The organism is Pseudomonas sp. Z003-0.4C(8344-21) (genome assembly GCF_900104975.1).
Taxonomy (GTDB): Bacteria; Pseudomonadota; Gammaproteobacteria; order Pseudomonadales; family Pseudomonadaceae; genus Aquipseudomonas; species Aquipseudomonas granadensis.
Genome location: NZ_LT629756.1, coordinates 2749046 through 2761426 on the forward strand (window position 1 = coordinate 2749046; position 12381 = coordinate 2761426).

Here is a 12381-nt window from a genome sequence, read left to right on the forward strand (position 1 = left end):
GTGAGCACCGCCAGCTTGGCTCCGCTCCCTGCATAGGCGCAAAGAATGATCGAGTCGATTAGCCTTTCTAATATCGCCACCTATAGCCCCGACAAGTCCGAAGAAATCGTTAACCTAAAACCGATCAATTTCTTCTACGGTGCAAATGGCGCGGGCAAGACCACGATCAGTCGGCTGATCGAAAATCCTGCCATTTCGACGCACTCTCGGATCAAGTGGCTGAGGAACAGCCAGATCCCGGCAATGATCTACAACAATGATTTCATTACCTCTAACTTCACCGACTCGAAAGAACTGCCGGGTGTTTTCACGCTGGGGAAGGCCGAGCAAGCCGAGCTTGATCGCCTAGCGTTACTAAAGGATGAAAGAAAGCGCCACGAACAAATGAAGACGAAGTCAGTCATTCTTCTTGATGGCGAGGATGGTAGGACAGGAAAGAACGCCGAACTCGTTTCTTTAGAAGCAAAACTGGTCGCTCGGTGCTGGGAACAAAAGACAAAACATGACGAACACTTCAAGGGTGCTTTCACCGGCTTGAGAAATAATAAAGAGGCCTTTAAGGCTAGGGTTTTGCAAGAGCATGCGAGCAATACTTCATCTCTGGTCGACCTGGCTGACCTCCAGGCAAGAGCCTTGGTGTTATATGGTGAGCAACCTTTCAAGATGTCTTCTGTTCCAAACTTGAACTTGTCGCGGCTGATTGCATTCGAAACAAGCCTAGTTCTAGCCAAGAAGGTAATTGGTAAGGACGACGTCAGCATCTCAGCGATTATCCAGCGGCTAGCTAACAGCGACTGGGTTCGGCAGGGTATGAGATTTCTGGAACATACAGACGAGCAATGCCCGTTTTGCCAACAGAATATTCCACATGATTTCGAGAAAAATCTGGCTGAATACTTTGACGAAACGTTTGAAGCTGATTCCAAGGCAGTTTCTACTCTGCGTTCTACCTATTTTCAGGTTGCAGATGAGGTATTGACTCAGGCACGTGCTTTATTGTTCTCGGATTGTATTCATCTGGATAAAGATAAGATTAGTCTTGAGATCCAAGCCTTGGAAGCTGTAGTTATTGTAAACAAGGATCGAGTGGATAAAAAGGTTTCTAGCCCAAGCTCTGAAATTGAGCTTGAGGGGTTGAAGGATATTCAGGATGGCATCTTAGGGATTGTCGACGCTGCCAATGTGAAAGTCTCTGAGCACAATCGCCTTGTAGCTAGCTTCACCGCTGAACAGAACAAGCTCACCGGAGAGGTATGGAAGTATGTCATCGATACCGAGCTAAAAAATACGTTAACCGACTACACGTCTGAAAAGGACAAGTTGCAGAAATCCATCGTTGGCATCACATCGAGTCGGGACAAGGCCGCGGATAATATCAACACTGTTGAGATCGAAATTGACAAGATTGAAACAGCGCTGACAAGCGTGAAACCGACGGTCATCGCCATCAACAAGATCCTCAAAAACTTTGGATTTCGTAGTTTTTCGCTCGATCCTGCCTGTGTAGGAAACTCATATAGGCTTATCCGAAGTGATGGCAAAGACGCCAAGCAAACGCTTAGCGAGGGCGAAAAATCCTTCGTCACCTTCCTGTACTTCTACCACCTGCTCAAAGGCAGCATTACGACCTCAGGCATCACAAGTGACCGGGTCGTCGTCATTGATGACCCAGTTTCAAGTCTCGATAGTGATGTGCTCTTTATCGTGAGTAGCTTGATCAAAGAACTATTTGCGGAGGTGAGAAAGAAGGATAGCCATCTCAAACAGATTTTGGTGCTGACCCACAACGTCCATTTTCACAAAGAGATTACCTACGACCAACGGCGGAAGTCCGAAACTTCCCTCAGTGATGAGACCTTCTGGATCGTCCGAAAGCCTAGCGATTACTCCGTAGTCGAGTTTCATCCGAACAACCCCATCAGAACCTCCTACCAGTTACTTTGGGCCGAGTTGAAGAAAACTCCTGTGCCAGCGCTTACGCTGCAAAACACCATGCGAAGGATTTTGGAGAATTATTTCAAAATCTTGGGGGGGGTCGACACGTACGTTCTGGTCGGAAAATTTGAAGGTCTTGAAAAGGTACAGTGTCAGTCCCTAATCAGCTGGGTCAATGATGGCTCGCATTACGCTCCTGATGAGCTGTACGTGGCTATTGGTGAAAACATGGCAGCCAGCTATTTGAAGATTTTCTTCAAGATCTTCAAAGCCGCTAAGCATGACGCACACTACAAAATGATGATGGGCGATGATTATGTCGATCTCGATCCGGATGAGCTTTCGGACGATACTCAGGACGGCATCAGCGCTAATGTAGATGGTAACTTAGTCGCTAGCGCCGTTGATGCTCAGGACCTGTCCATACTCGTCCCTGGCCTATCTGCTATCCCGGCCGACAATCCGGCACTGGCATCGATTGTTCCGTTGGCAGGCAGGGACAGTCCAGAGGGAGATTCAGATATACCCTTCTGAACACCATAAAAATCGGAAAAAAGGGGGCAGATCTACTTTCAACGGAAATAGATCTTTCCCCTTTCCACAGTTCTTGCACAGTTCGTGAATGGCTGCTTCTGGCCGATTCCCGTCTGTGATCGCGGCTGATCGGCCAAAAGCTGTCACGCAGATATGTCTATAACATTAGTGGACATTCAGTGCTTAATCAGATAGGACACTGACTGAGCGACAACAAGTTATTATTCCATTGCCCATCTGCATATGTACGCAAATAAGGCGTATGACCAGATTCGCGTACAACTCCAATATTCGCACGAACACCATTTGCCGGATCGATCACAAAAAAAGTATTCGTTCCAGCATCAATGCTGGCAATCACTTGCTCGCGAGTCCAACGCCATTGATTAGTTGGATTTCCAAGATGAGTGATGTGTTCATGGGAACTGTTTACATTCGGTTTAGTAATACACGTTACTTGAGCGTCGGCCATTTGATTTCCTTTTCACGGATAAAAATCATTAAGCAATCTGACTACACTAATTCTTGTACTGGCTTAATGATGCCCTAGTCAATACTCCTTTAGTTTTTCGGGACCTATAAGGCATTCCTTGCCCTCCAACACCTGGTCCCTCGCCGCTGCAGCGATGTACGCCAGTACGCCCATCACGCTGAATCACCCTTAGTTTTGGTAGACACGCGGAATGACAGCTTTTGGCCGAAAGCTGCCTTCCGTGACTCGAAGCTATTGGCCGAAGCAGCCTTGTCTGGGATTAACTCTCAATCGAATGGCTGCCAGTTTTCTCCCTATCCACAGCACCCTCAACCAACCAAATCAAAACCACCACTCCCCAAAACCTCCCCATTCACCATCACCCAAACCCCATGCCGCCCCGCAAAATGCTTGCGCGTCGTAAAGTCCCTGATCACCTGCCTCCGCTTCACCACCTCGCTCCCAAACCCCGCCAACTCCACCATCTTCAACTTGAAAACCTTCCGCGAAACCCCGCCATTCGCCTTCACATAGTCAATCGCATAATCAATCACCAACCGCTGCCCAACCGGCACCGTCGACTTCACCAAAAACGACAACGTAATCGCATCCCCCAGCCGCACCACCGCCGGCTCAACCCGCACTTCCAGCAACTCCACCTCAGCCTTCGCCCCGGCACCAATCACCGTCAGCGCCCTTAGATCCCCCTGCTTAATCAAACTGCGCAACGCATGCTTCGCAATCCATCTCGTGTGCTTGTTGTCCAGCGACCAATCTTCAATCGTGTCCAGCACCCACTCCGGGTGCACTTTCGTCACATCATTCAGATGATTGGCTACGGACTTGCGCACGTACAAACTCTCATCGGCCTTCAGCCGATCCAGTATCCCGGCGGTCAATTGCGGATTGGCTTGAATCGGTTCCAGTCGAAACGACCACCGCAGGCGAGGGCGGCTGCCTTCGCTGGCGAGGCGGCGGATGTGGTGGTTTTCGTCGTGGGCCCAGTCGTGCATGTGTTCCAGGGTGCGTTCGAGGTCGCTGCGCAGGAAGTGGCGGATGGCGAATTCGGAAGAGCCGAAGGTGGTGAAGTATTTCAGCGCGTTCATCGATGTATCGAACGCGTGTGCGCCGTAGCTGGCGACGTAATGCGGCAGGCACATGCTGACGAAGCCGCTGTTCAATCGCGGGGCGAGTTCGAACAGCGCTTTGAGGGAATCTGCGTAATCCAGCGGCAGCACGGCGTGCAGGCTTTCGCTGACACGCGCCATGCGTTGCATCACCGATAATTCTGCGAGGCCGTGCTGGGCATGTTCAAGAAATGCCTTGGCCTTGAATGCCGGGTAAACGGCGCTCATCTCGCTGGCGATGTGTTGCAGGCGTTCGGCGTTGAAGATTTCCTTTAGCGCCGGAGCGGCGGTGTCGGGCGCATTCATGCTCAGGTCATCGGCGTGCTGACGAACGCTTCGAGGGTTTCGGCGTACGCGGTGTATTGGGCGATGTGCGGGTAGCGGCTGGTATCGATTTGATCGGGGACGACCAGTTCGGTGAAACTCCAGGCCACGGCGAGGCTGATGCCGGCTTGGGTGAGGGGGCCGTCGGTGGGCAAGGCGTGCTTTTGCAGTTCCTGTTCGAGGGCGGTGAAGGCGGCGGCGAGTTGGCTTTCGACGCGTTCGACCCACGGCTGGTATTGGATGTCGGCTGGGCGCAGGTTGCGTTCGTAATACAGTTGCACGGCTTTTTCGCAGGCGGCGAGGCTGAGACCGATCAGGCGCAGGGCGTGGGCGCGCTGGCTCAGTTCGGTCGGCAGCAGGGTTTTGCCGGAGCGGGCTTCGAGGTAGTCGAGGATCAGCGTTGAGTCCATCAGCACGACGCCGTCGTCGAGGATCAGCGTCGGCGCTTTGACCACCGGGTTGATCTGCTGGAATTGTTCGAAGTGGCGGAACACCGAGACGGACTCGTGTTCCAGGTCGATGCCCAGGCATTTGGCGGAGATCGCCACGCGGCGCACGTAAGGGGAGTCGAGCATGCCGATCAGTTTCATGACGCGTTCCTTTAAGTCGAACCGGTGGGGTAGGCATAACCTAGCCGAGGTTGCGGCAATTGTCAGTCGTCGAATCCGGCCTGTTCGTGAATCTCATCGACATTCAGCCCCAACCGATACGCCACCGCGACAAACAGCGCCTGGCACAAACACAGCGTCGCACTCAGCGAGCGAAAGGCCAAAGCGCTGCCTTCGTTGACCAGCAGCACGCTGTTGGCCCGTTTGACCAGCGGCGAGAGGTGGCTGTCGGTGAGGATCAGGGTGTTCGCCTGCTGCTCGCGGGCGAAACGCAGGCAGTGTTGGGTTTCCTTGGCATAAGGGACGAAGCTGATCGCAATGACCAGATCACCGGCGCGCACGCTGCGCATCTGCTCGCGATAGCTGCCGCCAAGCCCTGACACCAGATGAATGCGTTTCTGCGTGTGTTGCAGGTTGTAAACGAGGTAATCGGCGACCGCGAAGGAGCGGCGTACACCGACGACATAAATGTTGTCAGCGTTGACGATGAGGTCGACGGCGGTTGTGAACGCCGCGTCGTCGAGTTCGCGGCCGAGGCGTTCGATGCCTGAGCGCGTCGCGTCGATGCATTCGCGGGCGAGGTCGCCGTCGCTGGCGTTGCGTGAAGGGCTGGCGATCAGGCTGCGGATGCGTTGCTGGTAGTTTTGCGCGGGCGAGGCCTTGTCCGTGTAGGCGCTGCGGAACAACGCCTGCATTTCGCTGAAGCCGCTGAAACCGAAGCGTTGCGAGAAGCGCACGATGGCGGAGGGTTGCACTTCGCATTCGCGGGCGATGTCACTGATGCGGTCGACCATGATCCGCTCGCTCTGCTGGCTGATGTAGCTGGCAATGCGTCTGAGCTGGCGCGGCAGGCTGTCGTATTGCTCGGTGATCAGTTGCAGCAAACGCTCGGCGTTGATCGGGGGGCTGGCGAGGGCAACCTCGGCGGTGGCCGGCAGATCGGGGCGGGGCATACGTCATCCTTCAGGCTGTTTGAGCGCAGGTTGCGCCTGATAGTAGTGAGGCTTGGCGCGCTCTGCTGTGCTGAAACGATGCACTGCGCGCGGAAAATTCATCGAGCAAGCGCGGCGTAGTTAGCCGTTTGTCTTCTATATACAGCCGCTCGACTGAATTTCTTGCTATAAACGCACTCCGATGGCCGTGTGAAGCCTGTGTCAGAGCAGTTTCCGGGCGTTGTCGGACAAATTCCCAGTATTTACAGTTGCTGAGGCCTCGATCGGGCCTTAGACTGCCGCCCCTTCGTAAATTGAGTGCCGGGTGGCGTTTGCAATAAACGATGCCTTTTCGACGACCGGACACGGCTCGCCGAAACGCTCCCTAATTCGCCTTAATGCACGTTTTTTTATAGAGATATCAATGACAAAGGACAAGTTGCTGGCGATGCCGGCAGATGACTACATGAATGCAGAGCAACACGCTTTCTTCACTGAGCTGTTGCAGAACATGAAAGTCGAAACCCACGAGCGCATTGAGCAAAACCGTATCGCCATCGAAAGCCTGGACACTCCGGCTGACCCGGCGGACGCGGCTTCGGTTGAAGAAGAGCGCACCTGGCTGGTCAACGCGATCGATCGCGACCAGCGCATGCTGCCACAACTGGAACAAGCCCTTGAGCGCATCAAGGAAGACAGCTTCGGCTGGTGCGACGACAGCGGCGAGCCTATTGGCCTGAAACGCCTGCTGATCAGTCCGACCACCAAGTACTGCATCGAAGCTCAGGAACGTCACGAGCAGATCGACAAGCACCAGCGTCAGGCCTGATTTTTCCGGCGCTGTGATCGCGGGCAAGTCCGCCCCATCAGGTTCGAATCGAACCGGTGGGCGCCGGGCTTGCCCGCGAAGCTGTTTATCGTCTGCAACATTTGCTCCGCGTTTACATTGACCTGCCACAGACCTCACGACTAACGGACCATGGATAATGGCGTTGTAGTGGCGTTTAATGCAGTCACAACAATGAGAACAGGCGTGGGGTGATGATATGACGAGAGACGGATCTCTGGTTGCGGCGCTGCCTGCACCAGTGCAATTAGCAAAAAACCGCTGGATCGCACCGACCCTGCAAAGCATCGCCCTGATGCTGTTATTGGCTGGCACGACTCTGGCCGAATGGTCGCTGTACATCGGCTTGCCGCTGGCAGTGCTGATCGTCTGGCTGCCGCGCCTGCGCACCCGCGCAGTCGCCGATTCGCTGCCAAGCGACAACCGCAGCGCAATTTCCGAACTGACCCGCGATCTTTCCTACACCACCAGCCATAACGCGCTGTCAGCAGCCGGCGTGGCGTTTTCGGTCAAAGAGCTGGCGAGCAAACTCGAATCGCAACTCGACGCGGCGGCGCAGATCGTCAGCAACGCCGAGGTGATGATCGCCACCGAACAGGCCACGTCGCAGCTCAGCCGCGCAGCGCTGGAAGCCGCCAGTCAGGCGCATCACAGCAGCGCGGCGGGGCGCACGGAGCTGGTGGATTCAATCTCGCGTATGCATCAACTCAGTGAACGCGCCAATGCCAGCCGGGAACTGATTGAGGCTCTGAGCCTGCGCAGCGATGACATTCAGCGCGTCACGCTGGTGATCCAGTCGATTGCCAGCCAGACCAATCTGCTCGCGTTGAACGCGGCGATTGAGGCGGCGCGGGCCGGTGAGCATGGTCGCGGGTTTGCCGTGGTGGCCGACGAAGTGCGTGGTCTGGCGGCGCGCACGGCGTCGGCGACCGGCGAAGTTGGCGAAATGGTTGCCGATATTCAGCAGCGCACGGCTCAGGTGGTTGAGCAGATTCGCCAGCTCTCCAGCGACCTGCAAACCGGCGTCGAGCAGGTCGAGCACACTGGCGAGCATCTGGAAAACATTGCCCGACTGGCAGCCGGGGTTGAAAGCCAGGTTGGCGAAATCGCCCACGGTGCACAGACCAATCGCGAGCAGCTCGACAGCTTGTTCATAGCGATCGAGCAGATGCGCAGCGACCTGGCGATCAGCGATCAACAGACGCGGCGCCTGGCTGAAGCAGCGGTACAGATGGAAGGGCAGGCGGAAACCATCAGCGAGCGTCTGGCCGAAGTCGGGCTGGATGACTATCACCAGCGCGTCTACGATCTGGCCCGTGAAGGCGCGAGCCAGATTGCCGCGCGTTTCGAGGCGGATGTCGAGCAGGGCAAGATCAGCCTGGAAGATCTCTTCGATCGCCAGTACCAGCCGATCCCGAATACCCAACCGGCAAAATTTCACAGCCGTTTCGACCGTTATACCGATCAGGTGCTGCCGGCGATTCAGGAGCCGTTGTTGCCACGTCACGAAGGGCTGGTGTTCGCCATCGCCTGCACGCCGCAGGGTTATGTGCCGACGCACAATCAGCAGTTCAGTCAGCCACTGACGGGCGATGCGCAGGTCGACGCCATCAATAACCGCACCAAACGCAAATTCGCCGACCGCACCGGGATTCGTTGTGGCAGTCATCAACAACCGGTGCTATTGCAAACGTATACGCGCGACACAGGTGAGCTAATGCACGACCTGTCGGTGCCGATCATGGTCAAGGGACGACACTGGGGCGGGTTGCGTCTGGGGTATAAGCCGGAGAAGCCGCGCTAAGCGATTGTTACGGCTGGCGCAATGAATCTGTGCACGGGCGTTGCTGTTTCCGCTCGACCGAAACCCTTAATCTGCAAACTTGTTAGGTTGCTAATGATTTTGGGAGGGCTGCATGCAATGCAGAATCGATGTGGCGGTGATGATCGGCAGTGGCGTGCCGGCCGGTTTGCGCGCGATGGGGCGCAGTGTGTGCTGGGTGGTTTTGCTCAACGGCGAGCGGCGTGGAACGGCGTTTCCCAGCCGCGACGAGGCTGAGGCGTGCAAGGCTGCCTGGCTCGATCAACTCAACTTCGAGCCGGGCGACCGTCTGCACTGATTGCATTTATTTACCGCGATGCAGGCGCACGTTCAGCTCATCGACAATCGGCGCTTCCTCGCCGTCTGCACGTAGCCATTCCTTGAGTAATTGCGCTTGTTGCGGCGTCCAGAAATCAGCATCAATAAGCTTGGTGTCCGGGTCCAGCGGGTGTGCTTCGACGAAATCGTTGATTGACGCCTCGTCCGACGGCAAGCCCAGCTGTTCAAAAAGGGTGGTCAGGTTAAGCTCGGTTGGCAGTTCCATCGTCTACTCCTGGTTCGGTGCCGGTGCGGCGTGTTCGTTTATTCCCCTTATCAGAGGCGGCAGCTGGCGCGGAGTTCGATTTGTGTTTCAAGGGCGCGGGCGAGGGCGCAAGCTTCGTTGTGATCGCCGCGGAAACCTCTTACAAGGCCGGTGGATGTTTCCTTTATATGAAAGAACGCGTTACCGGCGGGGACGACCCGATATCGCGGGTGCTGGTGGGTGTTGGGAGCTGTCGACAGATCGTTCAGGTGATTGACCTGCATGATCAGCGGTGCGGTGATTCTGGCGTCAGTCGATACGGCGAAATGAGTCAGAGTGCACATATGAAGTCCTTTTCATCAGTCGGCCGGGAATTAGCGGCCGTTTCGGGTAGTCGGAATGAGCATCGCTGCTCTAGAATCGCCAGTGCCTGTTGACGACAGGGCTTATCTAAAGCAATTTTTCGCCAGCGATATGTCGGAAAAGTGCTTTTTTTCGTGAGAATTTTCCCTAAAGTTTGTAGTCAGTCTGCTTGCGCCATCAGTAAGGATTTTTCCTTCGAGCTGTGGCGACTTTGGGACGAGTTTCGCGGGTGACAATCCAGTAGTCTTACCAACCTCGCGTTGAACGAGCGCTCTGCTCGAATCGGATTTCAGTTGAGTTTTGGCAGCTTCATCGGCCTGGACGTTTTTTGCCGTGCGCGTTTTCCGTGTGCGGTTTTTTCAGATGTGGGGATGTTTCCTTGGCAGTCAGTAATCTCGATATGCATGCTTTGTTCGTGTTGGGTGATTTGCGCGCAAAGCTGGTCAAACTTTTCCAATCGCGTTTTGTTTACATCACCGAACAAAATGCTGAAGGCATTTACGTTGCCGAAATCGACACCGAAAGTGCTTTGGTCGTCGACGACAAACCCGGCCTCAAGCTCAAGGTCGGCGATCATTTCAGTGCATCGGTCTTGCCCAGCCGTGAAGGCGGCAAGATGGATATCCGCTTCCGTGAAATCAAACTGACGGTGTATGGCCTGGGCGATTACGCCTTCGTCGAGACCGCAGACGGCCATGCGATCCTGTTCAAGGAAGGTCACAGCGTGGTGACCGTGTTCGCCGCTCATCAACAGTTGCAGGAAGGCCTGACCAAGACGCTCAAAGCCGTCACCGCCAAAGCGGCCAAGTGGCGCAAGGGTGAACTCGTGACCTTCAAGGCCAGCGAGTGAGTCGCGCGGATTTTCATTTGGAACATCTCGATGCCGCACGGCAAGAGGCCCGACGGTTGTTCGCCGCAAAGACCAAGCTGCAAGGCGCATGGCTCAACTGGGTGGCGGCGCAGCTCTATACCTTGCGCCCCGCAGAATACGCCGGGATGGTCAGACGCGAGCTGCAAAGCTTGCAGGAAAAGTCTGAAACCTGACCTCGTCGCGGCGTAGTCCCGGAAAAAGCAGGAACCTCGGCTACAGTGAGTTGACTGAGTATTCAGCGGCTTGCGGTCTTCTCTCAGGCCAACGGCCATGGCTGTGAACAGCACGAGGTGCAATGCATGAACGGATTTCGACGGTTACTGGCCGCCAGCGTGGCCACCTTCGGGTTGCTGGCGTCAGCGCAATCGGTCTCGGCGGCACAGGCGCCGATCCATTTCGCCGATCTCAACTGGGAAAGTGGCAGCCTGATCACCGATGTCCTGCGGGTCATCGTCGAGAAGGGCTATGGACTGCCGACCGACACGTTGCCGGGGACCACCATTACGCTGGAAACCGCACTCGCCAACAATGATATTCAGGTGATTGGCGAGGAGTGGGCCGGGCGCAGTCCGGTGTGGGTCAAGGCCGAGGCCGAGGGCAAAGTGGTCAGTCTGGGCGATACGGTCAAAGGCGCCACCGAAGGCTGGTGGGTGCCGGAATACGTGATCAAGGGCGACCCGGCCAAGGGCATCAAACCGATGGCTCCGGATTTGCGCAGCGTCAGTGACCTGAAAAAGTACAAGGACGTGTTCAAAGACCCGGAAAACCCCAGCAAGGGGCGCTTTCTGAACAGCCCGATCGGCTGGACGTCGGAAGTAGTCAACAAGCAGAAGTTGACGGCATACGGGCTGCAGAACGATTTCACCAATTTCCGCAGCGGTTCGGGGGCCGCACTGGATGCCGAGATCAGCTCGTCGATCCGTCGCGGCAAGCCCGTACTGTTTTATTACTGGTCGCCAACCCCGCTGCTCGGCAAGTACAAACTGGTGCAGCTGGAAGAACCCCCGTTCGATGCCGAAGCCTGGAAGACCCTGACTGACGCCGACAACCCCAATCCAAAACCGACCCGCTCGCTGGCCTCGAAGCTGTCGATCGGCGTGTCTACGCCGTTCCAGAAGCAATACCCGCAGATCGCTGAGTTCTTCAGCAAGGTGGACTTCCCGATCGAACCGCTGAACAAGGCGCTGGCGCAAATGAGCGAGAAGCACACCGCGCCACGGGAGGCGGCGGTGGCGTTCATGAAGGCGCATCCTGATGTGTGGCAGGCGTGGTTACCGAAGGATGTGGCCGAGAAGGTTTCTGCTGATCTGGAATAGTCGTCTCGGCGACTGAGTTCATCGCCAGCAGGCTGGCTCCCACAGGTGATCGCACACCCGATCTGGGAGCAAGCCTGCTGGCGATGCTTTTGAAATCCCGCTCATGCCCTTGCATACCGCCGACCGGTCGTGCACACGAAAAAAATCCGACTACGATGGTTTGTTCAAATCCCTTTCCAAGGATTTCAACCATGACCTTTGTGTTGGCTCAATGGCTGGTGACAGTTTTTGCGTTGATCAGCCTGATGCATGTGTATTGGGCGCTGGGTGGGCAATGGGCGGCGGCCGTGGTGGTGCCGCAGGTGCCGGTGGCCGGTTTTGTCGAAACGCTGCGACCGGCGTTCAAACCGTCTGGCTGGATCACCTTGCTGGTGGCAGCCGCTCTGTTGTTGATCGCCGTGCTGGTCTGCATGCGTGTCGGCTGGGGCATGCCGGCGGTGCAGCACAAGGCGTTGCAGTGGGTAATCAGCGCGATTGCCTTGTTGCTGTTTGCCCGGGCGATCGGCGATTCGAATCTGGTGGGGTTTTTCAAGGAAGTGAAGGATTCGCGGTTTGCCCGGCTGGATACATGGGTGTATTCGCCGTTGTGTGCGGTGCTGGGGGCGGGGTTGTTGGCGGTAGCTTGGATATGAGGTGAATGAGAGATCGCTATCGCGAGCAGGCTCCTACATTTGAAATGCGTTCCCATGTAGGAGTGTGCCTGCTCG

General features: G+C 55.9%; 14 protein-coding genes. 8 read left to right on the forward strand and 6 right to left on the reverse strand.

Translation table 11 applies throughout. The annotated features are described in order from the left end of the window. Nucleotides 1-45 precede the first annotated feature (45 nt). A complete protein-coding gene (locus BLU24_RS12785; RefSeq protein ID WP_090284232.1) occupies nucleotides 46-2469 on the forward strand; it encodes an AAA family ATPase in 2424 nt (807 codons plus the stop codon). A gap of 187 nt (nucleotides 2470-2656) precedes the next feature. On the opposite strand, the gene BLU24_RS12790 is transcribed toward BLU24_RS12785, so the two are convergent. From BLU24_RS12790 to BLU24_RS12805, 4 genes are all read right to left on the reverse strand, one after another. Beyond that, nucleotides 2657-2941: a DUF3892 domain-containing protein gene (locus BLU24_RS12790; protein ID WP_090284230.1), complete on the reverse strand. Its 285-nt coding sequence runs from the start codon at nucleotides 2939-2941 to the stop codon at nucleotides 2657-2659. 329 nt (nucleotides 2942-3270) lie between these two features. Next, on the reverse strand, nucleotides 3271-4374 hold the full coding sequence (locus tag BLU24_RS12795; protein ID WP_093100717.1) for a DNA alkylation repair protein: 1104 nt from the start codon (nucleotides 4372-4374) through the stop codon (nucleotides 3271-3273). A 2-nt stretch (nucleotides 4375-4376) separates the two neighbouring features. Next, nucleotides 4377-4982, reverse strand: a complete 606-nt coding sequence (locus tag BLU24_RS12800) for a glutathione S-transferase (RefSeq protein ID WP_093100720.1) — start codon at nucleotides 4980-4982, stop codon at nucleotides 4377-4379. A gap of 62 nt (nucleotides 4983-5044) precedes the next feature. Further along, entirely contained in the window at nucleotides 5045-5953 is a 909-nt protein-coding gene (locus tag BLU24_RS12805) for a MurR/RpiR family transcriptional regulator (RefSeq protein ID WP_093100723.1), read from the reverse strand. A gap of 403 nt (nucleotides 5954-6356) precedes the next feature. On the opposite strand from BLU24_RS12805, the gene BLU24_RS12810 reads away from it, so the two are divergent. From BLU24_RS12810 to BLU24_RS12820, 3 genes are all read left to right on the forward strand, one after another. Further along, nucleotides 6357-6761 (forward strand): TraR/DksA family transcriptional regulator, encoded by a 405-nt coding sequence (locus BLU24_RS12810; protein ID WP_065260998.1) that lies wholly within the window; start codon nucleotides 6357-6359, stop codon nucleotides 6759-6761. Nucleotides 6762-7359: 598 nt separating this feature from the next. Continuing rightward, a complete protein-coding gene (locus BLU24_RS12815; RefSeq protein ID WP_430523266.1) occupies nucleotides 7360-8583 on the forward strand; it encodes a methyl-accepting chemotaxis protein in 1224 nt (407 codons plus the stop codon). 112 nt (nucleotides 8584-8695) lie between these two features. Continuing rightward, complete coding sequence (locus BLU24_RS12820) at nucleotides 8696-8899, forward strand: hypothetical protein (protein WP_093100729.1); 204 nt, start codon at nucleotides 8696-8698, stop codon at nucleotides 8897-8899. A 6-nt stretch (nucleotides 8900-8905) separates the two neighbouring features. Here BLU24_RS12820 and BLU24_RS12825 read toward each other — a convergent pair whose 3' ends face one another. After that, complete coding sequence (locus tag BLU24_RS12825) at nucleotides 8906-9145, reverse strand: DUF2789 family protein (RefSeq protein WP_090284218.1); 240 nt, start codon at nucleotides 9143-9145, stop codon at nucleotides 8906-8908. Between the two features lie 50 nt (nucleotides 9146-9195). After that, nucleotides 9196-9408, reverse strand: a complete 213-nt coding sequence (locus BLU24_RS28015; protein WP_418951631.1) for a hypothetical protein — start codon at nucleotides 9406-9408, stop codon at nucleotides 9196-9198. 479 nt (nucleotides 9409-9887) lie between these two features. On the opposite strand from BLU24_RS28015, the gene BLU24_RS12835 reads away from it, so the two are divergent. The 4 genes from BLU24_RS12835 to BLU24_RS12850 all read left to right on the forward strand — a co-directional run bounded on the left by BLU24_RS12835 (nucleotide 9888) and on the right by BLU24_RS12850 (nucleotide 12306). After that, on the forward strand, nucleotides 9888-10337 hold the full coding sequence (locus BLU24_RS12835; protein ID WP_052178306.1) for a hypothetical protein: 450 nt from the start codon (nucleotides 9888-9890) through the stop codon (nucleotides 10335-10337). Then, entirely contained in the window at nucleotides 10334-10531 is a 198-nt protein-coding gene (locus tag BLU24_RS12840; protein WP_090284214.1) for a hypothetical protein, read from the forward strand. The genes BLU24_RS12835 and BLU24_RS12840 overlap by 4 nt, the downstream gene beginning before the upstream one ends. A 126-nt stretch (nucleotides 10532-10657) precedes the next feature. After that, entirely contained in the window at nucleotides 10658-11674 is a 1017-nt protein-coding gene (locus BLU24_RS12845) for an ABC transporter substrate-binding protein (protein ID WP_093100735.1), read from the forward strand. Nucleotides 11675-11865: 191 nt separating this feature from the next. After that, complete coding sequence (locus tag BLU24_RS12850; protein ID WP_093100737.1) at nucleotides 11866-12306, forward strand: DUF3995 domain-containing protein; 441 nt, start codon at nucleotides 11866-11868, stop codon at nucleotides 12304-12306. Nucleotides 12307-12381 lie beyond the last annotated feature (75 nt).